Origin of the sequence: Glycomyces sp. NRRL B-16210 (genome assembly GCF_000719515.1) — a bacterium.
GTDB lineage: Bacteria > Actinomycetota > Actinomycetes > Mycobacteriales > Micromonosporaceae > Glycomyces.
In genome coordinates this window covers 84,014-107,920 of record NZ_JOGR01000005.1, presented here as the reverse complement: position 1 = coordinate 107,920, position 23,907 = coordinate 84,014, and the positions used below count along the sequence as shown (strand labels likewise).

At 69.8% G+C, this 23,907-nt stretch carries 20 protein-coding genes and 1 tRNA gene; 6 read left to right on the top strand and 15 right to left on the bottom strand.

What is annotated here, in order from left to right:
- Nucleotides 1-15: 15 nt before the first annotated feature.
- The 7 genes from nhaA to IF12_RS0108365 all read right to left on the bottom strand — a co-directional run bounded on the left by nhaA (nucleotide 16) and on the right by IF12_RS0108365 (nucleotide 9,037).
- Entirely contained in the window at nucleotides 16-1,917 is a 1,902-nt protein-coding gene (nhaA, locus tag IF12_RS0108395; protein ID WP_030156821.1) for a Na+/H+ antiporter NhaA, read from the bottom strand.
- 293 nt (nucleotides 1,918-2,210) lie between these two features.
- Complete coding sequence (locus IF12_RS0108390; protein WP_081913405.1) at nucleotides 2,211-3,512, bottom strand: cellulase family glycosylhydrolase; 1,302 nt, start codon at nucleotides 3,510-3,512, stop codon at nucleotides 2,211-2,213.
- A 126-nt stretch (nucleotides 3,513-3,638) separates the two neighbouring features.
- Nucleotides 3,639-4,427 (bottom strand): ABC transporter ATP-binding protein, encoded by a 789-nt coding sequence (locus IF12_RS0108385; RefSeq protein ID WP_030156816.1) that lies wholly within the window; start codon nucleotides 4,425-4,427, stop codon nucleotides 3,639-3,641.
- Nucleotides 4,417-5,421, bottom strand: coding sequence for an ABC transporter ATP-binding protein (locus tag IF12_RS22810; protein ID WP_035748702.1), 1,005 nt, complete (start codon nucleotides 5,419-5,421; stop codon nucleotides 4,417-4,419). The genes IF12_RS0108385 and IF12_RS22810 overlap by 11 nt, the downstream gene beginning before the upstream one ends.
- On the bottom strand, nucleotides 5,418-6,260 hold the full coding sequence (locus IF12_RS0108375) for an ABC transporter permease (RefSeq protein ID WP_051704128.1): 843 nt from the start codon (nucleotides 6,258-6,260) through the stop codon (nucleotides 5,418-5,420). Before IF12_RS0108375 ends, IF12_RS22810 begins: the two co-directional genes overlap by 4 nt.
- A complete protein-coding gene (locus IF12_RS0108370) occupies nucleotides 6,257-7,264 on the bottom strand; it encodes an ABC transporter permease (RefSeq protein WP_030156810.1) in 1,008 nt (335 codons plus the stop codon). The genes IF12_RS0108375 and IF12_RS0108370 overlap by 4 nt, the downstream gene beginning before the upstream one ends.
- Nucleotides 7,265-7,267: 3 nt before the next feature.
- Nucleotides 7,268-9,037 carry an ABC transporter substrate-binding protein gene (locus IF12_RS0108365; protein WP_051704127.1) on the bottom strand — a complete coding sequence of 590 codons (1,770 nt, stop codon included), beginning with the start codon at nucleotides 9,035-9,037 and terminating at the stop codon, nucleotides 7,268-7,270.
- A gap of 181 nt (nucleotides 9,038-9,218) precedes the next feature.
- Here IF12_RS0108365 and IF12_RS0108360 point away from each other — a divergent pair, with 181 nt between their 5' ends.
- Nucleotides 9,219-10,397, top strand: coding sequence for an ROK family protein (locus IF12_RS0108360; protein ID WP_030156802.1), 1,179 nt, complete (start codon nucleotides 9,219-9,221; stop codon nucleotides 10,395-10,397).
- 259 nt (nucleotides 10,398-10,656) lie between these two features.
- On the opposite strand, the gene IF12_RS0108355 is transcribed toward IF12_RS0108360, so the two are convergent.
- Entirely contained in the window at nucleotides 10,657-11,661 is a 1,005-nt protein-coding gene (locus IF12_RS0108355; RefSeq protein ID WP_051704156.1) for an N-acetylglucosamine kinase, read from the bottom strand.
- Nucleotides 11,658-12,908 carry a 6-phospho-beta-glucosidase gene (locus IF12_RS0108350; protein WP_030156791.1) on the bottom strand — a complete coding sequence of 417 codons (1,251 nt, stop codon included), beginning with the start codon at nucleotides 12,906-12,908 and terminating at the stop codon, nucleotides 11,658-11,660. Before IF12_RS0108350 ends, IF12_RS0108355 begins: the two co-directional genes overlap by 4 nt.
- A 366-nt stretch (nucleotides 12,909-13,274) precedes the next feature.
- Between IF12_RS0108350 and nrdI the strand changes: the two genes are divergently transcribed.
- Genes nrdI through nrdF form a run of 3 tightly spaced genes read left to right on the top strand, consistent with a single transcriptional unit; the run spans nucleotide 13,275 to nucleotide 16,985 of the window.
- Nucleotides 13,275-13,769 (top strand): class Ib ribonucleoside-diphosphate reductase assembly flavoprotein NrdI, encoded by a 495-nt coding sequence (gene nrdI, locus IF12_RS0108345; RefSeq protein WP_051704126.1) that lies wholly within the window; start codon nucleotides 13,275-13,277, stop codon nucleotides 13,767-13,769.
- Nucleotides 13,766-15,931 (top strand): class 1b ribonucleoside-diphosphate reductase subunit alpha, encoded by a 2,166-nt coding sequence (gene nrdE, locus IF12_RS0108340; RefSeq protein ID WP_030156786.1) that lies wholly within the window; start codon nucleotides 13,766-13,768, stop codon nucleotides 15,929-15,931. Before nrdI ends, nrdE begins: the two co-directional genes overlap by 4 nt.
- A 28-nt stretch (nucleotides 15,932-15,959) precedes the next feature.
- Nucleotides 15,960-16,985 (top strand): class 1b ribonucleoside-diphosphate reductase subunit beta, encoded by a 1,026-nt coding sequence (gene nrdF / locus IF12_RS0108335; protein WP_081913403.1) that lies wholly within the window; start codon nucleotides 15,960-15,962, stop codon nucleotides 16,983-16,985.
- Between the two features lie 38 nt (nucleotides 16,986-17,023).
- On the opposite strand, the gene IF12_RS0108330 is transcribed toward nrdF, so the two are convergent.
- Together IF12_RS0108330 and IF12_RS0108325 are read right to left on the bottom strand one after the other, a co-directional pair.
- Entirely contained in the window at nucleotides 17,024-17,584 is a 561-nt protein-coding gene (locus IF12_RS0108330) for a hypothetical protein (protein WP_133884284.1), read from the bottom strand.
- Nucleotides 17,585-17,835: 251 nt separating this feature from the next.
- A tRNA-Leu gene (locus tag IF12_RS0108325) sits at nucleotides 17,836-17,921 on the bottom strand.
- Nucleotides 17,922-18,080: 159 nt separating this feature from the next.
- On the opposite strand from IF12_RS0108325, the gene IF12_RS0108320 reads away from it, so the two are divergent.
- Nucleotides 18,081-19,094: a phosphotransferase enzyme family protein gene (locus IF12_RS0108320; RefSeq protein ID WP_030156773.1), complete on the top strand. Its 1,014-nt coding sequence runs from the start codon at nucleotides 18,081-18,083 to the stop codon at nucleotides 19,092-19,094.
- Nucleotides 19,095-19,139: 45 nt separating this feature from the next.
- Entirely contained in the window at nucleotides 19,140-20,237 is a 1,098-nt protein-coding gene (locus IF12_RS0108315) for a C45 family peptidase (protein WP_166659592.1), read from the top strand.
- Here the strand turns inward: IF12_RS0108315 and IF12_RS0108310 are convergent.
- The 4 genes from IF12_RS0108310 to IF12_RS0108295 form a co-directional block, all read right to left on the bottom strand.
- Nucleotides 20,227-21,042: an RNA methyltransferase gene (locus IF12_RS0108310; protein ID WP_030156767.1), complete on the bottom strand. Its 816-nt coding sequence runs from the start codon at nucleotides 21,040-21,042 to the stop codon at nucleotides 20,227-20,229. The genes IF12_RS0108315 and IF12_RS0108310 overlap by 11 nt on opposite strands.
- An 87-nt stretch (nucleotides 21,043-21,129) precedes the next feature.
- Complete coding sequence (locus IF12_RS0108305) at nucleotides 21,130-22,167, bottom strand: SPFH domain-containing protein (protein ID WP_030156764.1); 1,038 nt, start codon at nucleotides 22,165-22,167, stop codon at nucleotides 21,130-21,132.
- A gap of 95 nt (nucleotides 22,168-22,262) precedes the next feature.
- Complete coding sequence (locus IF12_RS0108300; RefSeq protein WP_030156762.1) at nucleotides 22,263-22,706, bottom strand: NfeD family protein; 444 nt, start codon at nucleotides 22,704-22,706, stop codon at nucleotides 22,263-22,265.
- A gap of 99 nt (nucleotides 22,707-22,805) precedes the next feature.
- Complete coding sequence (locus tag IF12_RS0108295; protein ID WP_030156760.1) at nucleotides 22,806-23,858, bottom strand: ferrochelatase; 1,053 nt, start codon at nucleotides 23,856-23,858, stop codon at nucleotides 22,806-22,808.
- Between the last annotated feature and the right edge of the window lie 49 nt (nucleotides 23,859-23,907).

The window sequence follows — 23,907 nt, the reverse complement described above, 5'->3', positions numbered from 1 at the left end:
GCCGGGCCCTTCACCTCAGTCCGAGGTTCCGGCGTCCGCCTTCGGCGGCTCGGCCATCGGTTCTGCCTCTTCCAGGGCCCGGATCAGGGACTTCGCGTCGTAGGGGCCGACGTGCCTGCGGCCGTTGATGAACAGCGTCGGCGCGGCGGTGATGTCCATGACCTCGGCGTCGAGCATGTCCTCGCGGACCCGGGCGGCGACCTCGGCTGAGCCGAGGTCCTTCTCGAAGCGGTCCATGTCGAGCCCGAGCTCCTCGGCGCGGCGCAGGATGTCGGTGGGGAGCTGGTGCTCCTGGTCCACGAACAGGGCCCGCTCGTACTCGAAGAACTTCCCTTGGAGGGACGCGGCCTCGGAGGCCTCGGCCGCCGCGAGCGCGTTCGGGTGGTACTGGGTGAGCGGGGCGTGTCGCCACACGTAGCGCAGCCGGTCCCCCAGTTCGCGGTGGACCTCCTGGATGGAGCCCGAGGCCTTCAGGCAGAAGCCGCACTGGAAGTCGCCGTACTCCACGATCGTGTAAGGCGCGTCGTCGGCGCCGAAGACGTGGTCGCGCTCGGGGTCGATCGGCCGCGCCAGCGTCGCGCCGGTCTCCTCGGCCGGGTGGCGCGCGTCGGAGATCCGGAACAGGATCGTGGCCAGCAGGAACGCGAGCAGGGAGGCGGCGATGACGCCGACGCGGGCCTCGTTCTGCGCGGCCGGGTCGTCGATCGCGATGTCCACGATGAACAGCGAGATCGTGAAGCCGATGCCGCACAGCAGGCTGCCGCCGGCGATCCGGTCGAGCGAGAGGCCCGGGCCGAAGTGGCCGATGCGCAGGATCTTCAGCACGACCGCGGACCCGAAGATGCCGAGGAACTTGCCGACGAGGAGGCCGACGATGACGCCCCAGGTGATCGGCGAGCGCAGCGCCGCGGCGATGATGTCGCCGCCCAGCTCCACACCGGCGTTGGCCAGCGCGAACACCGGCAGGATCACGAACGCGACGTAGGGGGCGTAGGCGGTCTGGAGCCGCTCGTTGATCGAGATGGACTCGCGGAGGCTGTTCGCCGCGGCGCGGGCGTACTCGGTGTTCGGCGACTGCCGGAAGGTGCGGGCGAGCTGGAGCGCGTGCTCGACGTCGCGGCGGCTCGGCCGGTAGACGGGGACGAGCAGGGCGATCGCGACGCCCGCGAGGGTCGGGTGGACGCCCGAGGCGAGGAAGGCGAGCCAGACGACGACCGAGAGCGAGGCGTAGACGGGGCCGCGGCCGCCGGGCATGTAGCGCACGTAGTAGATGCCGACGAGTCCGACGGCGGCGATTAGCAGCGGCGCGAACGAGAAGTCGTCGGTGTAGACGAGCGCGAGGATGCTCAGGGCGCCGATGTCGTCGATGACGGCGAGGGCGAGCAGGAACACGCGCAGGCGCCCGTTGGCGTGCGGGCCGATGAGCGCGAGGGCGCCGACGAGGAAGGCGGTGTCGGTGGAGATGACGATGCCCCAGGCGTGCTCCTGGCCCGAGCCGGAGCTGACGAGCACGTAGAGCAGCGCGGGCACGGCCAGGCCGGCGATCGCCGCGAGGGTCGGGACCAGGGCTCGGGACCAGCTCGTGAGTTCGCCGATGACGAACTCGCGCCGGACCTCGAGGCCGACGGTGAAGAAGAAGATGGCCATGAGGGCGTCGTTGACGAGGGCGTGCAGTGTGAACTCGAGCTGGAGGTCGCTCACGCCGATGTTGAACCGGGTCTCCCAGAAGTCGTGGTAGGAGCCGAGTCCGACGTTGGCCCAGACGATGGCGGCGACGGTGGCGAGGAGGAGCAGGAGCGCGCCTTTGCGGCTCTGGTCCATGGCCTGGATGTGCGCGGCGATCGAGGGGCGGCGCTCGCTCCGGGCGGGAGGGCGCTCTGGGTCGGGCGATCGTTCGATGGTCGTCAGCTCTGACATACGGTCTCCCGTCGGTGTCATGGACGCCCGCGTGCGGACGGCTGCGACCGAGCGGCGGGGTCGGACGTTGACCGCGCGGCGCTCGGTGTCGACAAGTGTGGATGGGCGGAGACGGAGCCGCCTCGGCGGTGGCGGCTGCGAACAGGACGACTCTACCGCAACATCGGCCGGCCGCCTCGGGATCGAAACGAGCCCCTGCGCACAGTGCGGCGGCCGCGCCGATGTCGTCGGGCCCTTCGGCGGACGACGGCGGCGGCCCCCGGACCGGGGGCCGCCGCCGAGGGTGCGTCGGGTCAGATATGCGTCCACAGTGCCGGGACGTTCGGCGGCTCCCATCCGGTCAGCGCGGTGTGCGACTGGAGGCAGCGGTAGGTCGCGCCGCCGTAGGCGACTTGGCTGCCGGCGGCGTAGTACTCGCCGGCCTGCCAGGTCCCGGAGTCGTTCGTGGGCTCCTCGGTCGGGTCGTCGGTGGGTGCTTCCGTGGGCTCGTCAGTGGGTTCCTCGGTGGGCGGGGCGCCGGGGACGCCGCCGGCGCGGATCTGGTCGCGGATCCACTGTCCGGCCTCCTTGAGGTTCCCGCCGTCTCCGGTGAACGGGCCGCCGGGGCAGGTGCCGGTCTGGAAGACCGCGCCGGAGCGGTGGTCGTCGGAGTAGTTCCAGTTGACCCAGCTGACGGACTCGCGCTCCATGAGGTCGAGGTAGCGCTGCGACATCGTGAAGTCGTTCGGGCCCTCGCCGGCGTGGTCCTGGGTGCCGAACTCGGTGACGAAGACCGGGAGGGCGGCGGTCGCCCGTTCGAGGCCGTTCAGGTAGTAGTCGTCGTGCGAGGCGGCGTAGAAGTGGAAGGTGTACATGATGTTCGAGGCGTTCACCGGGTTGTCGATGACCTCCTGCTCGCTGGAGCTGCCGGAGAGCCCGAACGAGGACCAGGCGGCGGTGCCCAGGAGGATCACGCTGTCGGGGTCGTGCTGGCGGATCACCGGGATGATCGCCTCGTGGTAGGACTTGATGCTCGGCCACGCGACGCCGTTGGGTTCATTCGCGACCTCGTAGAAGATGTTGTCCTTGTCGCCGTGCACCTGGGCGATCTCGGTGAAGAAGGTCTTGGCGCGGTCGAGGTTGTAGTTCGGGTCGCCGGGGGTGAGCTGGTGCCAGTCCACGATGACGTACTGGCCGCGGGAGGTGACCTCCTCGATGAGCTCGTGCATCCGGGCGGTGAAGCCAGCGGGGTCGGTTTCGTAGCCGTCCTCCTGGATGTACATCGACAGGCGCACGACGTCGGCGCCCCAGTCGTAGGCGAGGGCGTCCAAGGAGGCGTCGTTCACGCATTGGGAGTACCACTGGAGGCCGTGCGTGCTCATGCCGCGCAGCTGCACCGGTTCGCCGGAGGCGTCGCAGAGCTTGGTGCCGCAGACGGTGAGCTTGCCGTGCTCGGCGACGGCGGTGTCCGCGACGGCGAAGGTCTCGGGCGCGTCGGCCTCCTCTGCGGCGGGATCGCCGGAGGCGGCGTTGATGCCGAGCGGGGCGAGGATCGCGAAGGCGGCGAGGACGGCCAGCAGGCCGAGCATCCGTTTGCGGCGGGGTGGGAACGTCATGAACTCCTCCTCAATAGTTAGACAGTATTACTATCTATTGGTCACCTTACTTCGACGGCCGTTTCGAGTCAATAGATCCATTAAGATCAATATTGTCGGTTCGGGGGCACGGTTCGGGGGCACGGTTCAGCCGCTTCGGTGCAGCTTCGGCACGTCGGCCAGGAGCGACCTCGTGTACTCGTGCTCGGGGGAGGCCACCACGCGCTCGGCCGGACCCGACTCGACGATCGCGCCCCGGTGCATCACCGCGATGCGGTCGGCCAGGTAGTACGCCTGCCCCAGGTCGTGCGTCACGAACAGCACGGTCATCCCCTGCTCGTCGCGCAGGTCGGCCAGGAGGTTCAGGACCGTGACCCGCACCGAGGCGTCCAGCATGGACGTGGCCTCGTCCGCGATCAGCAGGCGCGGCCGCAGCATCAGCGCCCGCGCGAGCATCACCCGCTGCCGCTGCCCGCCCGAGAGCTCGTGCGGGCGCTTGGCGAGCGTCTCGGCCGCGTCGAGCCCGACCGCCGCCAGGGCGGCCTCCATGAGCGGACGGCCGTCGGCCCTGGTGGCGGCAGGCAGCAGCCGCAGCGCGGTCGCCAAGGTCGCCTCGACGCGCCGGTACTGGTGGAAGGCGGCGAACGGGTCCTGGAAGACCGCCTGCACCTCGCGCCAGTAGTCGCGGCGGGCGGAGCCGCGCACCGCCGTCACGTCCTGGCCGTCGAAGAGGACGCGGCCCTCGGTGGGGTCCAGGAGCCGCAGCAGCAGTCGGCCCAGGGTGCTCTTGCCCGAACCGCTCTGCCCGACCAGGGCGGTGATCTCGCCGCGGCGCAGGGCGAGATCGACGCCCGCGACGGCGCGGACCTCCTCGCACCCGCGCCCGAAGGTCTTCGCGAGGCCCTCGGTGCGCAGCAGTTCGGTGTCAGCCGACATGGGCCGCCTCCTCGGTCTCGGCGCTGCGCCAGCAGGAGTCGTCGCGCGAGCCGGTGACCACGCGCGGCGGCCGGTCCGTGGCGCACACGTCCATCGCGTGCTCGCAGCGCGGCGCGAACGCGCAGCCCGCCAGCGGGGCGCGCAGGTCCGGCGGCGAACCGGGGATGCCGGTGAGGCGCCGCCCGCGCGTGCCCGGCTCGGGCACCAGCACCGAGGCGAGCAGCGCCTGCGAATAGGGATGCCGCGGGGAACTCACGAGTTCGCGGGCGGGCGCCTCCTCGACGACCCGGCCCGCGTACATGACCGCGATGCGGTCGGCCAGTTCGGACAGCAGCGCCACGTCGTGGGTGATGAACACGATGCCCTCCACCAGGCCCTCGGCGATCAGGCGCCGCAGCAGGTCCACCAGCAGCCGCTGGGAGGACACGTCCAGGGCCGAGGACGGCTCGTCGGCCACCAGCAGGCGCGGGTTGCGCAGGGTCGCCAGCGCGGTGACCACGCGCTGGCGCATACCGCCGGAGAGCTGGTGCGGGTAGGCGCGCAGCGCCCGTGGCGGCAGGTCGAGGGCTTCGAGGCGGGCGGCGGCGCGCTCGTAGGAGACGGCGCGCTTGATGCGCCGGTCCCCCGCGGCGAGGATGTCGTGGGCCTGGGCGCCGACGCGCCGGGTCGGGTTGAGCGCGTTGAGCGCGCCCTGCGGGAGGAGGGCGACGGTGCCGCCGCGCAGCGCGCGGTGGGAGGCGCTGGCGCCGCGGGTCGCGTCGGTGAGGTCGATGTCGGTGCCGGCGACCGAGAGGGTCCCGGCGGTGACGCGCAGGGAGGGGCCGGGGTTGAGCGACAGGACGGAGGCCATCGTGGACTTGCCGCAGCCGGATTCGCCGACGACGCCGAGGATCTGGCCGGAGCGGACGTCGAGGGCGACCTCGTCGAGGGCGTGGAACCGGGTGCCGCCCGCGCTGTAGTGGGCGGAGAGGTCGCGGATGCTCGCGAGGGTCATCGGGCCGCCTTTCGTGCCCGCAGCCGCGGGTTGAAGACCGAGTCGAGGCTGGACTGGACGAGCAGGAGGGAGAAGGTGATCGCGGTGATGAACACGGTCGGGGTGAGGAAGACCCACCATTGGCCGCCGCGGATGGACTCCCAGGCGATGGCCCAGTGGAGCATGACGCCGAGCGAGGGGGTGCCGGAGGGGCCGAGGCCGAGGAGGCTCAGGGCCGCTTCGGCGAGGATGGCGCCGTAGAGCTGGATCACGAAGGCCATGACGATATAGGACATCATGTACGGCAGCAGTTCGACGGTGATGATGCGCCAGGTGCCGGAGCCGGAGAGGCGGGCGATGTCCACGTGCTCCCGTTCGCGCAGGCTGGCGATCTGGGAGCGTACCGCGCGGGCCGTCCAGGGCCAGGAGACCGCGCCGATGCACAGGCCCATGACGGTGACCGAGCGGGTGTCGAGGCTGATGGACAGCAGCAGGAGCACGATGATCGCCGGGACGGTGATCATGATGTTGGTGAAGCCCATGAGGATCTCGTCGAGGAGGCCGCCGCGGTAGCCGGCGAGGGTGCCGACGACGACGCCGACCACGGTCCCGGTGACCCCGGCCAGGAGGCCGATGTAGAGGGAGGTGCGGATGCCGTGGACGAGCTGGATCGCGACGGACCGGCCGAGGTGGTCGGTGCCGAGGAGGTATTCGGCGCCGGGCGGGGTGAAGGGACCGCCGAGGAGCTCGCCGGGGCCGGCGGGGGCGGCGAGGGGTCCGACGAGGCCGGCGGCCGCGATCGCGAGGAAGACCGCGGCGGCGGCGAGGCAGTGCGGCGGGAGTGCTCTGAGGCGGTTCACCGGTCGCCCCTCTCGGCGGCGCGGATGCGCGGGTCGATGAGGCCGTAGAGGACGTCGACCAGGAAGTTCGCGACGAGCACCACGATGAGGACGAGGAGGGTGACGGCCTGGATCACGGGATAGTCCTTGTTGAGGATGGCGTCGTACAGGAGGGTGCCGATCCCGGGGTAGGAGTAGACGATCTCGGTCAGGAGCGCGCCGCCGACGAGGGTGCCGATGGCCAGGGCGAGTCCGGTGATCTGCGGGAGCATCCCGTTGCGGAAGATGTAGCCGACGATCTTGCGGTCGGGGAGTCCGAAGCTCTCGGCGAAGCGCACGTAGTCGGCGTCCACCTCGTACACGGCCATCGAGCGCATCCCGATCGCCTGCCCGCCGATGAAGACCAGCAGGAGCGACAGGAACGGCAGGAACCAGTGTGAGAGGGCGTCGGCTGCGAACGGGGCCGACCACTCGGGGCTGAGGCCGAAGGACCAGCCGCCGCCGGTGGGGAACAGCGGGAGCACCACGGCGAAGCCGTAGAGCAGCAGGATCGCGAGGCAGTAGTAGGGGGCGGCGGTCAGGAAGAGGCTGGAGAGGTAGATCCCGCGGTCGAGGCCGCCGCGCCGGTAGGCGGCGACGGCGCCGACGAGGTTCCCGATGATCCAGCCGAGCAGGACGGCGGGCAGTTGGAGCGCGATCGTCCACGGCAGGGCGTCGGCGATCATCGCCGAGACTTCGGCGGGGTGGCGGCTGAAGGAGGTGCCGAAGTCGCCTTGCAGGACGTTGCCGACGTAGGTGAGGAACTGGGCCCCGAGGTTCTGGTCGAGTCCGAACTCCTGGATGTAGGTCTCGTAGACGCGCTGCTTGGTCTCGCTGGAGGCGCCGCCGCGGAGCGCCTGGGCGACGAGGGTGTCGACGGGGTTGCCCGGGAGCAGGCGCGGCAGGAAGAAATTGAGCCCGAGGGCCGCGGCGAACGCCGCGGCGTACCAGCCCAGCTTGGAGAGGAGGTGGCGGAGGAAGCCCATGTACTACTGCTCGACGGGCTTGATCTTGGAGAGGATCTGGATGCCGGTCATGCCCTGCATCGGGGCGCAGTAGGGGTCCTCGCTGGTGGGGAAGCCGGTCCAGTTCTTCTCGCTGAACTGGAAGAACTCCAGCGGGCGGTACATGAGCGGGATGGCGGGGGCCTCGGCGCGGATGATGTCGTCGAGCTGCGTGTAGGCGGCGGTGGCGCTCTCGGCGTCGGGCGCGGTGGCGGCCTCGTCGAGGAGGGCGGGAACGGCGTCGTGGTGGAAGCGGCCGAAGTTCCAGAAGGCCATCTCGCCGGCGGGCGGCACGTCGCGGTCGTCCAGGAGGTCGCGGATGCGCGACCAGGGGCTGGAGGGGGCGACGTCGGAGACGTACCACAGGACCATGTCGAACGCGCCGTTGCCGAGGTTGTCGTTGACCTCGGACCAGTCGCTGAACTCGGTGACGACCTCGATGCCGGCCTCGGTGGCGGTGGTGGCGACGATGTCGAGGGCGGCGTTCCAGTCGGTCCAGCCCTGCGGGGTGGCGGCGACGAACGGGCCGAGGCGGGTGCCGTCGGGCAGGACGTAGACGCCGTCGCCGCCTTTGGCGGCGCCGACCTCCTCTTCGAGGATGCGGGCGGTCTCGGCGGGGTCGTAGGACCAGCCCGCGGCGGCGGCCTCGGCGTTGAAGTGGACGCTCTCGGCGCCCTGCGGGAGGATGACGCTGGCGTGGGCGGGCTCGCTCATGCCGGCCATGGCGCTCTCGGCGATCTTGGCGTAGTCGATGGCGTGGGCGAGCGCGCGACGCACGCGCGCGTCGGCGAGCGGGCCCTCGACAGTGTTGATGATGAGCATCGGGATGGAGCCGGGCAGGTGGTAGGGGGCGGCGGTGTCCCAGGTCTTGACCGGCAGGCCGCGGTCCTCCCACAGTTCGTTGACGCGGGGCAGGAAGTGCGCCGAGACATCCGTGTCGCCGTTCTGGAACGAGAGGTTCGCGGCGTCGTTGCCCTCGTAGATGGCGTGGACGACCTTCTCGGGGACGGGCTTGCCGTGGACCTCGTTGCCCCAGTAGTCGTCGTGGCGTTCGAGGGTGACGTCCTGGTGGGTGTGGGAGGCGACCTTGTAGGGGCCCGAGCCGAGCGGTTCGAGGTTGGGGTCCTCGGTCAGGGCGTCGTCGGCGACCTGGTCCCAGACGTGGGCGGGGAGGATGTAGGTGAAGCAGAGCAGGTCGGTCAGGCGCAGGCGCTGGGGGCTCTGGGGGTCGAGGGTGAACACGACGGTGCGGTCGTCGGGGGCCTCGATCGACTCGATGTAGGTCCAGATGTCGCCGTAGCCGATGCCGGGGTTGCGGTCGGCGAGGCGGAAGGTGGCGACGACGTCGGCGCTGGTGAGGGGCGTGCCGTCCTGCCAGGTGGTGCCTTCGTGGAGGGTCGCGGTGCCGACGTTGTCGGCCCATTCGAGGCCGGAGGCGAGGAAGGGTTCGGCCTCGCCGGTGAGCAGGTTGAAGTTGAGCAGGGTCTCGTACAGGTAGACGGCGAAGTTGCCTACGGGCCACGCGGCGGTCCAGCCGAGGGGGTTGAAGTTCGTCGGAGCGCCGTCCTGGAGCCCGGTGGTGTAGAGGGTGGTGGCGCGGCCCTCGCCGCCTCCGGTGCCGGTGCAGGCGGCGAGGAGTCCGCCGGTGCCGACGGCGGCCGAGGTCTGGAGGAGGGTGCGGCGGCTCGCGGTGAAGGCGCTCGGGAGATGACGGCTCGGGTTGCCGGAACTCGGACGCGCGGAGCGGTCGATCATGGTCGTGTCCCTTGTTCGGGGCGACGAGGGGTCGCCGTCGGGGTAAGACGCCAGTTAATAGTTAGATAACATTACTAACTGATAAGCGCCGATAGTATACTCGTCGAGCGTCCGAGTCAATGACGGCGCGAATAAACTTCCCGCACGCCCGGTCACCTGCGCACACTCGAGAAGGACGCCAATGCGAACCAACAGTTCACCGGCTTCACCGGTCCCCTCCGGCTCCTCCCACCTGCTGCGCACCATCAACGAGCGCGCCGCGCTGCACCACCTGCTGGAGAACGACACGCTCACCCGGGTGGAGCTGCGCAAGCTCACCGGGCTCGCGAAGCCCACGGCCTCGCAGGTGATGCTGCGGCTGTTCGAGTCCGGTCTCGCCGTCACGCTGGGGCGCACCACCGCAAAGCAGGTGGGACCCAAGGCGGAGGTTTACTCGGTCAACGCCGACTACGCGTTCGCCGCCGCAGTGACGCTCCGCGAGCCGGACGGCGTCACCGTCGCCATTCGCGACCTCAAGGGGAACGAGCGCGCCTCGTTCACCAGGAGGACCGACTTCACGGCCGTGCCGATCGACCGGGCGGCGCTCGGGATGCTGCGGCACACGGCAGAAGACGCCGGGATCGACCGTGACCGGATCGCGGTGGTCCACATGGCGGTGCCGGGCGCGTACGACGCCGAGACCGACACGATCGGTTATGCGGACATCCCAGGGGCTCAAGACGTTCGGATGCGCGCGGCGATCGAGGCAGTGATGGACTGCTCGGTGACGATCCACAACGACGTGAACGCGGCGACGGTCGCCGAGCGGCGCAATCCGGCGGTAGACGGCGGCCTGGTGTTGCTGTGGCTTGGCAGGGAGGGCATCGGCTCGGGGATCGACCTGCGTCAGGGTTTGGTCGTGGGGGCGAAGGGGGCGGCCGGGGAGCTCGGATACGTTCCGGTGTTCCCGGACCGGACCGGCCCGGATGCGCCGACCTATCAGGACTGGATCGGGGCGCCGGCGGTGATGGAGATCGGGCGGGGGCACGGGATCGAGGGCGCGGATGCGGCGGCGGTGCTGGCGGAGGCGGTCAAGCGCGGCGCGGCAGGGTTCATGGACGCGTACGCGGAGAGGGTCGCGGGAGCGCTGCACCTGCTGACCTGCCTGTTCGACCCGCCGAGCCTGGTGCTGGGAGGGGAGATCGCGAGGGCGGGTGGAGAGACCCTGGTGAACCACGTGCGCGGCAAGGCCGGACCGCTGGCCGACAGGATTTTGCCCTCGGCGGTGTACGGCGACGCGGTGGCGATAGGCGTCCTGGACCTCGCGTACGAAGACCTCAAGAACCGAGTACTGGAGGCGGCACTAGGAGACGGCGGCTGAGAACGCCTCGCCTGCCTGAACCGCGACTGAAATCAGCCGCTCTCCGGCAACGCACCGCGATTTTCCGGGCGGCCGTCCCGTCGCTGATGGTTTGCACCGCAACCCGAAACGTACCCGGCCTCGCCAGCGCATCACTGCTCGACCGCATACCGCACGGTCGTTGCGCCACTGCGCCATCGACAACCGCCACGGACCACCGCGCCGCCGCTGTCTCTCAACTCCATTGCCTCGCAACACCGTTGACAACCGGCCCGCGACCCTAGGAGACCCGCAAAGGCTCCCTTCCCTCGAGTTCAGCGGCCAGTCGTCTATGCGCAGGGCCGCCGACCTCGCCGGTGAGAGCATCAAGCGCCGACCAGGCCGCTCCGAGCACCGGCGGTCGCTTCAGCGCCGTGTACGCGGCCAGCGGAAACTCCTCCGCCAGCCTCGGCTCCAAATGCCGTCGCAGCGCTTCCGGTTCGGACCCGAGCACTCCCCCGCCGCCTACGATCGTGAACGGCGCCTTGCTCAGACCCAATCTCCGCACCGAGACCCGCACCATCGCGGTAATTTCCTCCGCCTGCCGCTCCACGACCTGCTCGGCGCACTCGTCGCCCGCGTCGGCCGCCGCGAACAGCAGCGGCACCAAGCCGTGGACCCGCTCGCGCCCGAACGTCCCGAGGTGCAGGCCCAGAGCGGCCTCCTCGGCCGAGGCGGTCCCGAAGTGCGTCCGCACCGCGTCGCACAGGGCGGTTTCCGGTCCGCGGCCGTCCTCGGCCCGTGCGGCGTGGAAGAACACCGCGTCGCCAAGGTCCTCTCCCCCGCCCCAGTCGCCGGTGATCGGCCCGAGTGCCGGGAAGCGCGACCACTCGCCGCTCTCGTTGCGCCCGATGCAGTTCATGCCCGCGCCGCAGATCACGGCGACCGCGTTCCGGTCGTCGGTTCCGGCGCGCAGCAGCGCGAAGGTGTCGTTGTCGACGCGCACTTGCTCGGCCCAGTCCCGTGAGCGCGCGTCGGTGTTGAGGCGCTCCACTTCGACCGGCAGGTCAGCGCCGGCGAGTAGGGCGTCGACTCGCGCGAGCGGCGTCTCGCTCCCCCACCCGGCCTCGGCGCGTGCGATTTCGATCAGCTTGCCCAGCAGGTCGATCGATTCGCGGTAGCCGAGCCGGTGGGGTGACGAGGTGCCGGTGCGCAAGTAGGCGTGCAGGCGGCCGTCGGCGGTCGCGGCCACGACATCGGTCTTCGAGTTGCCGCCGTCGACGGCGATGAACCGGTCTCCGTTCACGCCCAAGGCAGGTGTTCCCGCCCGGTCGCGATGAGGCGGCGGGTCAGGCCCTCGGCCAGATCGTGCTGGCCCACGAGCGGATGCGCCAGCAGCGCCTCGTAGACGCGGCGCTCGCCGCCGTGCACGGCGGCCGCGACGCCGAGTTCCTCATAGGCGGCGACGGCGGACACGAGTCCGCGCTGCCGCGCGTTGAGCGGCGTCGTCACGGCGGGCTCGATCTCGGCGCCCACGGTGGCCGAGACTTCGATGACGGCCTCGTCGGGCAGGTAAGGCAGGAAGCCCCGGTTGCGGAGGTTCACCGCGTGCACCGCGCCGTCCTCGGTGAGCAGTGAGCGCATCAGGTCCACCGCGGCTTGCGAGTAGTAGGCCCCGCCGCGCCGCGACAGGGGTTCGGGCTTCTCGTCGAGGGTGTCGTCCTGGTAGAGGTCCCAGAGTTCGGCTTCGATCCGGGCCACCTCCTGTCCGCGGGAGGGCGCGGTGCGGAGCCGTTCGACCTCCGCGTCGTGGCCGTAGAAGTAGCGCAGGTAATAGGAGGGAACGAGCCCGTCGGCGAAGACCTCCGGAGGCAGGTCGACCTCCTCGGCGAGCGCTTCGCGGTGCTGTTCGAGCAGGTCGGGTAGCGCGTCGCGGCCGTCGAGGCGCACCACGGTCTCCCAGGTCAGGTGGTTGAGGCCGATGTGGTCGAGGGTGACCTCCTCGGGGGCGCGGTCGAGGAGCGCGGCGAAGCGCCGCTGGAAGCCGATGGCCACGTTGCACAGGCCGACGGCGCGGTGGCCTTGGTCGAGCAGCGCCCTGGTGACCATGCCGACGGGGTTGGTGAAGTCCACGATCCACGCGTTCGGGGCGGCGATGCGCCGCACCCGTTCGGCGATGTCGAGGACGACCGGGATGGTGCGCAGGGCCTTGGCGAGGCCGCCGGCGCCGGTGGTCTCCTGGCCGACGCAGCCGCATTCGAGCGGGAAGGCCTCGTCCTGGATGCGGGCGTCCTGGCCGCCGACGCGCAGTTGGAGGAGCACGACGGCGGCGCCGTCCACGCCGCGGTCGAGGTCGGAGGTCCAGGTCACGCGCGCGTCGCTGCCTTGGCGGCGCATGATGCGTCGCGTCAGGGGGCCGATGACCTCGAGCTTGTCCGCGGCCGGATCCACCAGCACGACCTCGTCGATGCCGAGGGCTTTGGCATTGGCGCCGAAGCCCTCCGCGAGTTCAGGGGTGTAGGTGGAACCGCCACCGACCACGGCGATCTTCATGCAGGTCCTCTCGATCAGTTCGGTCGGGGAAGGCGACCGTCATAAATAGTCAGGTTAACTAACTAACTGAATGGTGTCAATGCACGGGAAATCACGGACCGGTGAACGGCGACACCTCTGAGACGCGGTTCCCCCGTCTCGGTGACGGCGGCCGCGGGATCGCCGGTCCTGACGATCAGGTCACAACTTTAGGCTAGCCTCACCTAAATTCGCAGGTCATCGACTGCTCGGAAACCCGGGGTCCCGGACTGTCGGCGGTGCGCGCTACGATTCGCCACGGAACTAGATCTAGTGATCTGAAGAAACCGTACTCACTATATCTTGGGTTTCAGGTAGGGTTCGGCAGATCGAGACGAGGGGGCGCGCATGTATCCGAGCGACGTGGTCGGCGAACGGGTTCCGCGGCAGTATCGCGTGCTGCCGGATTCCGAGTCGACGGATCTGGTGTTCTTCTCCAGCGTCTCGGAGAACACCCGGCGGTTCGTCGAGCGGCTCGACCGGCCTGCGGTCCGCATCCCGCTGCGACCGAGGCGCGAGGGGCAGATCCAGGTCGCGCGCCCGTTCGTGCTGGTGGTCCCGACCTACGGCGGCGGCATCCGCGGGGGCGCGGTGCCCAAGCAGGTCGTCGACTTCCTCAACCACCCGGTCAACCGGGGACTCCTTCGCGGCGTCATCGCCGCGGGGAACACGAACTTCGGCGAGTACTACTGCCTGGCGGGGCCGGTCATCTCGGCCAAGTGCGGGGTGCCGGAGCTGTACCGGTTCGAGCTGCTGGGGACCGAGCGCGACGTGGAACGAGTGAACGAGGGGCTGGCCCGGTTCTGGGCCGGCGCGAACGAGAGGGAGATGGTCAGCGCATGAGCACGACCGCAATGGACTTCACGACCGCCGAGCGGGTCGGCATCGGAGCGCGCCTGGACTACCACGCGCTCAACGCCCAGTTGAACCTGTTCGCCCCCGACGGGTCCATCCAGTTCGACAAGGACCGCGAGGCTGCGCAGGCGTACTTCCGCCAGCACGTGGTCCCCAACTCGATCCGCTTCGAGAGCCTCGAGGAGAAGATCGCGTACCTGATCGACAACGACTACTACGAGGAGGCGTTCCTGCGCGCCTACGAGTGGACGTTCGTCAAGGACCTGTACCGGCGCGCGTACGCGGCCGACCACCGGTTCGCCTCGTTCCTGGGCGCGTTCAAGTACTACACCTCGTACACCCTCAAGACCTTCGACGGCACCCGCTACCTGGAGACCTATACGGACCGGGTGGTGGCGACGGCGCTGTTCCTGGGCCGCGGCGACGAGAAGCTCGCGACGGGCCTGGTCGACGAGATCATCTCGGGGCGCTTCCAGCCGGCGACGCCGACGTTCCTCAACGCCGGCAAGAAGCAGCGCGGCGAACTCGTCTCGTGCTTCCTGCTGCGCGTGGAGGACAACCTCGAGTCGATCGGCCGCAGCGTCAACTCCGCGCTGCAACTGTCCAAACGGGGCGGCGGCGTGGCGCTGCTGCTGACGAACCTGCGCGAGACCGGCGCGCCGATCAAGCAGATCGAGAACCAGGCCTCCGGGGTCGTCCCGGTCATGAAGATCCTCGAGGACTCCTTCTCCTACGCCAACCAGCTCGGGGCGCGGCAGGGCGCCGGCGCGGTGTACCTGCACGCCCACCACCCCGACATCCTGCGGTTCCTCGACACCAAGCGCGAGAACGCCGACGAGAAGATCCGCATCAAGACGCTCTCCCTCGGCGTGGTCATCCCGGACGTGACCTTCGAGCTCGCCCGCGACAACCGCGAGATGCACCTGTTCAGCCCCTACGACGTCGAGCGCGTCTACGGCGTCCCGCTCTCCGACCTCGGCGTGACCGAGCACTACGACGAGCTGGTGGCGAACCCGAAGATCCGCAGGACCACCATCAGCGCCCGCGAGTTCTTCAAGACCCTCGCCGAGCTCCAGTTCGAGTCCGGCTACCCGTACGTGCTGTTCGAGGACACCGTCAACCGCGACAACCCGCTGCCGGGCTGGGTCAACATGTCGAACCTGTGCTCGGAGATCCTCCAGGTCAACACGCCGTCCACGTTCGACGAGGCGATCGGGTACGAGCAGGTCGGGCGCGACATCTCCTGCAACCTCGGCTCGCTGAACATCTTCGAGGCCATGGCCTCGGCCGACTTCGGCGCGACCGTCGAGACCGCGGTGCGCGGCCTGACGAGCGTCTCGGACCAGTCGCACATCCGGGCCGTCCCGTCGGTGGAGGCGGGCAACGACGCGAGCCACGCGATCGGCCTGGGCCAGATGAACCTGCACGGCTACCTCGCGTCCCAGCGCATCCACTACGGCAGCGCCGAAGGCGTCGACTTCACCGACATGTACTTCTACGCCGTCGTCTACCACGCGATCAGGGCCTCGAACCGGCTCGCGATCGAGCGGGGCACGACGTTCGAGGGCTTCGCGGGCTCGGCCTACGCCGACGGGACGTACTTCGCGAAGTACACCGAGCGGGCGTGGGAGCCGGCGACCGAACGGGTCCGCGGGCTCTTCGCCGACGCCGGGATCGCGCTGCCGACCCAGCAGGACTGGCGCGAGCTCCAGGCGTCGGTCCAGGAGCACGGCATCTACAACGCCTACCTCCAGGCCGTCCCGCCGACCGGGTCGATCTCCTACATCAACAACGCGACCGCCTCGATCCACCCGGTCGCCTCGAAGATCGAGATCCGCAAGGAGGGCAAGCTCGGCCGCGTCTACTTCCCCGCCCCGCACCTGGACAACGACAACCTCGAGTACTTCGAGGACGCCTACCAGGTCGGCTACGAGAAGATCATCGACACCTACGCCGCCGCGACCCAGCACGTCGACCAGGGGCTGTCGTGCACCCTGTTCTTCCTCGACACCGCGACCACCCGCGACATCAACAAGGCCCAGATCTACGCGTGGCGCAAGGGGATCAAGACCCTCTACTACATCCGGCTGCGCCAGCCCGCCCTCGAAGGCACCGAGATCGACGCGTGCGTCGGCGCCTGCACGCTCTAGCCCCCGTTCGAGGAAGAAGGACTCCGCAATGACCGACACGATCCCCGGCCGACCGATCACCGAGATCTCGGTGACCCCGCCGTCGTACCGGCACGACCCGGCCGCCCGGCTGCGCCCGATCAACTGGAACCGCATCACCGACGAGAAGGACCTCGAGGTCTGGAACCGGCTGACGGCGAACTTCTGGCTCCCCGAGAAGGTCCCGCTGTCCAACGACATCCAGGCGTGGCAGCGCATGACGCCCGAGGAGCGCACGCTGACCATGCGGGTGTTCACCGGGCTGACCATGCTCGACACCGTGCAGGCCACCGTCGGGGAGATCTGCCAGATCCAGGACGCGCGCACCGACCACGAGGAGGCGGTGTACACGAACATCGCCTTCATGCAGTCGGTGCACGCGCGCTCGTACTCCAGCGTGTTCTCCACGTTGACCTCGACCGCGGAGATCGACGACGCCTACCGGTGGGCGGTGGGCAACGAACTGCTCCAGGAGCGCTGCAAGAAGGTCCTGGCGCACTACTACGGCGACGAGCCGCTCAAGCGCAAGGTCGCCTCGACCCTGCTGTCCTCGCTGCTGCTGTACGCCGGTTTCTATCTGCCGCTGCACTTCTCGGTCCACGCCACGCTCACGAACACCGCGGACATGATCCGGCTCATCCTGCGCGACAAGGCCGTCCACGGCTACTACTCGGGCTACAAGTACCAGCGGGGCCTGGAGAAGCTCGACGCCGCAGGCAGGCAGGAGATGCAGGACTTCACGTTCGCGCTCCTCGAAGAGCTGTACGAGCTCGAACTGGCGTACTCCGGGGAGCTGTACGAACCGCTCGGACTCATGGAGGACGTCGCGGTCTTCGTGCGCTACAACGCGAACAAGGCCCTGATGAACCTCGGCTACCCGACCCGGTTCACCGCCGAGGAGACCGAGGTGAACCCGGAGATCCTCGCGGCGCTCTCACCGGGGGCCGACGAGAACCACGACTTCTTCTCCGGCTCGGGCTCCTCCTACGTCATCGGCAAGGCCGAGGACACCAGCGACGACGACTGGGCGTTCTGAGTAGCAGGGCGGCACTGCCGTACGGCGGTGCCGCCCTGCTACTCGGCCAGGCGGAACGCGGGGACCGTGAACGCGAACGGGTCGAACTCGTACGTGGACGGATCGCCCTCGATGCCGAAGCCGAAACACGCGCCCAGGGCCGCCTCGCCGAACTCCAGAGGGTGGAATGGCAGCGGGTAGCCCTCGTCCATCGGGTGCTTCCCGTCCCAGAACGGCGCTTCGAAGGAAAGACGGTCCCCCAGGTCCTCCATGACGCCCGAGTCCGGTGCGAGACTGACGGACCGGCGCAGTTCGCCGCCCTCCCACACCGCGAACGCGCAGTAGTCGACCACGCTGTGCATGAAGACCCCGTGGGCGCCGCCGGTCGGCGAGACCGCGTCGATCCACCCGGAGATGTCGCTGGGCCGATCGGGGCCGAGCCTGTCGTAGCCGACGAGCGCGAAGCCGTCGTAGGCGCCGACGCAGACCGTCCCGCGCTCGGGCCAGACGCCGCCTTCGCCGAGCACCCGCGTCCCGGCGCTCGCCACAGCCCCACCGAGAATCGTGTCGGCGAGCGCGGCCGAGCGCTCCGGGTCAGGCTCGGGAAGCGTCTTCAGCACCTCGGCGGGACGTCCCTCACCGAGAAAGACGAGTCCGGACTTCGCTCCCATCACGGGCCTCTCTGGAGTCGTTGCGATACCCGAGCCACGATAGTGCGCGAGTACGACACCAGAAGCCGCCCGACCGTTCGGTCAGTGAGCACTGTGGCCGATGACCGCGCCGAATGGCTCGTGAATCGGCACTTTCCGGCACGGGCGGTTATTCAGCCGAGGGCACGAAAAAGGCCCCGTTGCCGGGGCCTTTTGTTCTGTGCGCGAGGGGGGACTTGAACCCCCACGTCCATTAGTAGGACACTAGCACCTCAAGCTAGCGCGTCTGCCATTCCGCCACTCGCGCGTGCACACTGAAGAGTGTATATGGAGTTTGTTTTGCCTGCCAGGCGGGCCTTTTCGGGTCGCTCCGGCACGAGACGAAACTTTACACGACGGTTCGGGGAGCGGCGCAAGGGGGGTTCGCGGTCGCCCGCGCGGTCGGGCGACGGCTACGCTTGGGGGCATGACCGTGACCGCGCCTCGACTCCCCGACGCGGCGCTGGCACATTGGGATCTGGGCCAGGTCTTCCAGATGCAACGCGTCCAGACCGGGCTGATGAACCGCTCCTGGCGGGTCGACACTTCGTCCGGTTCGTACCTGTTGAAGATGTTCCGCGATGTGACCGGGCCCGAACTCCAGTTCCAGTTTCATGTGCTTCAGACGTTGGGGGCCTCAGGAGTGCCGGTCGTGCTGCCGGTGTTCAGCCGGGACGGCAGGGCCATCATCCTGCTGGAGGGCGAGGAGTTCGGGGTCTTCCCGTGGGTCGGCGGACGGCACCGCTCGGGCCTGTCGATGTCGCGTGACGCCTGCCGGGACCTCGGCTCGGTGATCGGGCGCCTCCACCGGACGCTGCACGCCTCGATTCCCGCCGACCGTGCCCCGAAGGCGGAGAACCCGCCGACAACGGAAGCGGCATTGCAGAAGGTCGACCGGCTCTTGGAGCTGGTCGCGGCCGGGCGCGGGGACAAGACCGGGTTCGAGGCCACCGCCGAGCAGACGCTCAGGTTGAAGCGGGGCCTGCTGGTGCGCCTCGGCGACCGCCGGCCGCCGGACCTCGCGCCGCAGTACACCGGCTACACGCACGGCGACCTGCACCCGCACAACGTCCTGCACGGACCCGACGACCGGGTCTCGGCGATCCTCGACTGGGACCGGTTGACGATCTCCTCGTACGCGAGGGAGATGGCCCGCGCGGCGGTGTTCTATTTCACGTACGGCGACGAGCGCGGGCTCGACTGCGACCGCATCCGGGCCTTCGCCGGCGGGTACCGGTCGGTGTTCGACGTCGGCGAGCCGGAGATCGGCCTCGCGACGCACCAGCTGTGGTGGGACCGGCTCACCGACAACTGGGTCATCGAGTGGCACTACGTGCGGCACAACTCCGCCTGCGACCACCTGCTGCCGGGCCAGACGGGCCTGGTGAAGTGGTGGACCATCCACTACTCGCAGGTCGAGCAGTCGCTCATGGGGCGGTAGTAAAGCAGGTGGCGGACCCATATCGGCTCTGTCACAATGGCCCTCATGACTGAACTGCCCCTCCTCCACCTCCAGGGGAGCCCCTACCGGCAAGGCATGCAGCACGGCCGGCAGTTGCGGGACCAGATCGCGGGCAACATCGCGGTCTACCGCTCCCGGATGCTCACCGCGGGCCTGAGCGAGGCCGACCTCGCCGAGCGCTCGCAGCGCTACCTCGGACTCTTCACGCGCGAGGACGCGCTCTACCGGGCGATCATGGACGGCATCGCGGACGGCTCGGGGCAGAGCCTGCTCGACATCGCGCTGCTCAACGCCAGGTACGAGCTGCTGTACAGCGCCTGGAGCGAGTTCGGGCGGCCCACGGCCGAGGGCCTGCGGTCCGAGTGCACCTCCTTCGGCGGGTCCGACGGGGTGTTCGCCTCCGGCGGGACCCAGATCGGACAGAACTGGGACTGGTTCACCGGCGTCGAAGGCGCACTGCTGCAATGGAAGCACGGCGACACCACGGTGATCGGATTCACCGAGGCGGGCGTGGCTGGGGCGAAGATCGGCGTCAACAGCGCTGGGATCGGCCTGTGCGTCAACGGACTCGGCGCGAGCGTCGACGACTGGAAGCTCGACTCGGTGCCGTTCCACCTGCGCACCTGGCGGATCCTCCAGTCCGCGACCCTGGCCGAGGCCGTGGGCCACGCCGCGGCCCCGCGGCCCGCGTGCTCGGCGAACTTCTTCGTCGGCAGCGCCGACTCGGGGGTCGTCACGGTCGAGACCTCGCCGATCGGCTCGCGCGTGATCTACCAGGAGGGCACTGCTCCCCTGTTGCACGCCAACCACTTCCGCGACCCCGAGGCGCTCGGGGTGCACCAGAGCTGGCTGGAGACGGGGCGGGTGTCGACCTACCACCGCTGCGAGCGGATGGAGACGCTGCTGGCCAAGGAGTCGCCGGTGACCGTCGAGCACCTCTACGCGTCCATGCGCGACCACGAGGGCGGCCCGATCGCCGTGTGCCGCCACCCCGTCGAGACCGACCCGGAGGAGCTGCGGACGCACACCGCGCTCGCGGTGCACCTCGAACTCGACGCGAGGCGGTTCTCCTACACGTGGGGCCCGCCGTGCGAGTCCGAGTTCACCGCCGTCAGCCTCTAGGGCGCGGCTGGGACAGCTCCCAGCAGGCCACCGCGGTCGCGGCGGCGACGTTGAGCGAGTCGACGCCCGCGTGCATGGGGATGACCACCGTGCGGTCGCAGGCGTCCAGGGCGGCCTCGGTGAGCCCGGGGCCTTCGGCGCCGAACATGAGGGCCGGGCGCTCGCGCTCGGCGGCGCCGACGGCGCCGATGTCGACCGCGCCACGCGAAGGGCTCAGCCCGTGCAGGGTGAACCCGGCCTCGCGCACCTGGTAGAGCCCGCCGGGCCACGGGTCGAGGTAGGCGTACGGCACCGCGAACACCTCCCCCATGCTCACCCGCACGCTCCGGCGGTACAGCGGGTCGGCGCAGTCGGGGGCCAGCAGGACGCCGTCGAAGCCGAGCCCGGCCGCGACCCTGAAGATCGCCCCGATGTTGGTGTGGTTGTTGATGCCTTCCAGGACGACGAGGCGCCCGACGGCGGCGAGGAGCGCGGCCGGTTCGGGGAGTTCCTTGCGGTGGAAGGAGGCGAGGGCCCCGCGGTGGACGTGGAAGCCGGTGACCGATTCGAGCACGTCCGGCCCGGCCGTGTAGCAGGGGGCGTCCTCGGCGAGGCCGGCGAGCTGGTCGGCGCGCTTGGCGTCGATGAGCATCGACCGCATCCGGTACCCGGCCCGCAGGGCGCGGGCGATGACCTGGTGGCCTTCGGCGATGAACAAGCCGTGCGGCTGCTCGAAGCGGGTCCGCAGGGCGAGGTCGGTGAGGGCGCGGTAGTCGCCGAGGCGCTCGTCGTCGGGGTCGTCGATGCGGGTCACTGGTTCGGGCACCCGCTGATTGTGCCGCAGGCGCGCGAAACGCCCCGGGGCGGCCGCAGGGCCGCTCCGGGGCGTCACGTCGTGCTCGGTCGCGGCGCCTTACGCGGGCGCGGGCGGGAGCTCGTTGGTCGTCTTGCCCTCGCCGAAGTTCTGCACCTCGCGGGCGGCCTGCTGGGCCGCTTCGAGGGCCTTCTTCGCCTCGTCGTCGAGTTCGAGGGCGCTGGTGTCGACCTCGACCTCTTCCTCCTCGGCGTCCGGGGTGGCGTTGTCGCCGCCGCCGAAGGCGTTGCCGATGCCGCCGAGGGCCCGGGTGAGCTCGGCGGGGACGACCCAGACCTTGTTGGCGGTGCCCTGGGCGATCGACGGGAGCGTCTGGAGGTACTGGTAGGTCAGGAGGCGGTCGGTGGGCTTGGCGGTGTGGATGGCCGTGAAGACCGTCTGGATCGCCTTCGCCTCACCGTCGGCGCGCAGGACGGCCGCGTCCCTCTGGCCCTTGGCGCGCAGGACCTGCGCCTGCTGCTCGCCTTCGGCGTTGAGGATCGCCGAGCGCTTGGTGCCCTCGGCGTTCAGGATCGCGGCGCGGCGGTCGCGCTCGGCGCGCATCTGCTTCTCCATGGCGTCGCGGATGCTCAGCGGCGGCTCGATCGAACGCAGCTCGACGCGGGTGACCTTGAGGCCCCACTTGTCGGTGGCCTTGTCGAGCTCGGCGGCGAGGCGGGCGTTGATCTCCTCGCGGCTGGTGAGCGTCTTCTCCAGGTCCATGGAGCCGACCACGTTGCGGAGCGTGGTGGTCGTGAGCTGCTCGACGCCGGCGAGGTAGTCGTCGATGTTGTACACGGCCGCGGTGGGCTGGGTGATGATGTAGTACAGGACCGTGTCGATCTGGACGCCGAGGTTGTCGGCGGTGATGACCGGCTGCGGCGGGAAGTTCACGACGCGCTCGCGAAGGTCCACTTTGGCGCGGACGGAGTCCACGAAGGGCACGAGCAGTCGCGGCCCCGGTTCGAGGGTCCGGCGGTAGCGGCCGAGGCGCTCGATGATGTAGTTCCACTGCTGCGGCACGATCTTGATCGAGCGGAAGAGCACGATGATGAAGAAGAACGCGACGATGAGCAGGAGTATGCCTACGGCATCCATGGTGTTCTAGCCTCCAGTTGTCTGGCGGATCGGCGGGCGTTTCATGGTCTTGCGTCGGTGTCCGGCCCGAGGGGCGGGCCGGCGGAGGGGCGGCTTCAGGTCTGCTTCCAGACGATCACGGTGGCCCCCTTGATTTCTACCACCGTGACGCTGTCGCCGGGTTCGAGCACCTGGTCGGGTTCGAGGGGGTAGGCGGTCCAGTTGTCGCCGGCGATCTCGACGAGGCCGCCGGAGACGTCCACGGTCTCGAGGACGTGGGCTTCGGCGCCCTCGATCGCGCGGGTGCCGAAGGCGTGGCCTCCCTCGTTCCTCCGCTCGGATTCGAGGGCCTGCTTGAGGAACGGGCGGAGCCCGAAGATCGAGGCGACCGAGCCGACCCCGAAGAGGACGGCCTGGAGCCAGAAGGGCGCGCCGAAGGCGGCGGCGATGCCGGCGAGCGCGGCACCGCCGGCGACCATGGCGAGGACGAAAGTGCCGGTGAAGAGTTCGGCCACGCCGAGGATCACTGCGGCGATGATCCAGATGAATACGGAGTCCACCCCCCAAGCATGTCATGCGAGTGCTACCTGCGGGGACGACGGTGCCGGGCCCGCTCGGCCGAAGGCCGCGGAACGGCTCGGCGGGCGGGCCCGGCGATGTCAGCGGCGGTGCTTCTCGGGGGCCGGGGGGCGGCGGGCGGGGCAGCAGCCCTCGACCGTCGGGTCCCAGACCGGGAGCTTGCCCAGGCGCTTGAGCGGTTCGCCCTTGACGCGCTCGGCGACCAGGTCGCGGAACATGCCGACGAGGTCGGCCCCGACCCGGGGCGTGCCGGCCCGCAGGTAGCGCAGGCCGAGTTCGGCGGCGGTCTCGGCGGCCTCGTTGTCGAGGTCCCAGAGGACCTCGATGTGGTCGGAGAGGAACCCGACGGGGCTGACCACGACGGTGTCGACGCCTTCGGCGGCGAGGACCTTGAGGTGGTCGTTGACGTCGGGGGCGAGCCACGGCATCGACGGCGGGCCCGAGCGGGACTGCCAGACGACGTCGATCGGTCCGTTCCAGCCGGCGCCGTCGGCGACGAGTCCGGCGGCTTCGGCGACCTGGTCGGAGTAGCGGGCGCCTTCGGGGCCGGAGCACTCCTCCATGACGGTGGGGATGGAGTGGGCGGTGAAGACCACGCGGGTCTTCGACTGGTCCTCGATGCGGTCGAGGCTCTCGCGCAGCTGCGCGGCGAAGCCGCCGACGAAGCCGGGGTGGTCGAAGAAGTGCCGGATCTTGTCGATCGCGGGCGCGGTCTCGCCGACGGCGGCGCGGGCGGCGTTGATGTCCTCCACGTACTGGCGGCACGAGGAGTACGAGCCGTAGGCGCTGGTGCACAGCGCGAGGGCGCGTTTGACGCCGTCGCCGGTCATCTGGGTGACCGCGTCCACGAGCATCGGCGGCCAGTTGCGGTTGCCCCAGTAGATGGGCAGGTCGATGCCGCTGATGCGGAACTCGTGGCGCAGCGCCTCGATGACCTCGCGGCACCACTGGTTGATCGGCGAGACGCCGCCGAAGTGGTAGTAGTGCTCGGCGACCTCGGCGAGGCGCTCGTCGGGGATCCCGCGGCCTCGGGTGACGTTGCGCAGGAACGGCAGGACGTCGCCGGGGCCCTCCGGTCCGCCGAAGGAGACGAGCAGGACCGCGTCGTATCCGTTCAAGGCTGCTTCGTTCATGGATGGACCGTTCGTGACTGGCCGTTCGCGGCCGGGCGGTTGCTGGCTG

Coding starts and splice junctions, on each gene's coding strand:
- IF12_RS0108370 (WP_030156810.1), bottom strand. CDS start 7,264: ATGGGCTTCCTCCGCCACCTCCTCTCCAAGCTGGGCTGGTACGCCGCG.
- IF12_RS0108320 (WP_030156773.1), top strand. CDS start 18,081: ATGACCGTGACCGCGCCTCGACTCCCCGACGCGGCGCTGGCACATTGG.
- IF12_RS0108390 (WP_081913405.1), bottom strand. CDS start 3,512: ATGACGTTCCCACCCCGCCGCAAACGGATGCTCGGCCTGCTGGCCGTC.
- IF12_RS0108385 (WP_030156816.1), bottom strand. CDS start 4,427: ATGTCGGCTGACACCGAACTGCTGCGCACCGAGGGCCTCGCGAAGACC.
- nrdI (WP_051704126.1), top strand. CDS start 13,275: ATGTATCCGAGCGACGTGGTCGGCGAACGGGTTCCGCGGCAGTATCGC.
- nhaA (WP_030156821.1), bottom strand. CDS start 1,917: ATGTCAGAGCTGACGACCATCGAACGATCGCCCGACCCAGAGCGCCCT.
- IF12_RS0108360 (WP_030156802.1), top strand. CDS start 9,219: ATGCGAACCAACAGTTCACCGGCTTCACCGGTCCCCTCCGGCTCCTCC.
- IF12_RS22810 (WP_035748702.1), bottom strand. CDS start 5,421: ATGACCCTCGCGAGCATCCGCGACCTCTCCGCCCACTACAGCGCGGGC.
- nrdE (WP_030156786.1), top strand. CDS start 13,766: ATGAGCACGACCGCAATGGACTTCACGACCGCCGAGCGGGTCGGCATC.
- IF12_RS0108350 (WP_030156791.1), bottom strand. CDS start 12,908: ATGAAGATCGCCGTGGTCGGTGGCGGTTCCACCTACACCCCTGAACTC.
- IF12_RS0108295 (WP_030156760.1), bottom strand. CDS start 23,858: ATGAACGAAGCAGCCTTGAACGGATACGACGCGGTCCTGCTCGTCTCC.
- IF12_RS0108315 (WP_166659592.1), top strand. CDS start 19,140: ATGACTGAACTGCCCCTCCTCCACCTCCAGGGGAGCCCCTACCGGCAA.
- nrdF (WP_081913403.1), top strand. CDS start 15,960: ATGACCGACACGATCCCCGGCCGACCGATCACCGAGATCTCGGTGACC.
- IF12_RS0108305 (WP_030156764.1), bottom strand. CDS start 22,167: ATGGATGCCGTAGGCATACTCCTGCTCATCGTCGCGTTCTTCTTCATC.
- IF12_RS0108365 (WP_051704127.1), bottom strand. CDS start 9,037: ATGATCGACCGCTCCGCGCGTCCGAGTTCCGGCAACCCGAGCCGTCAT.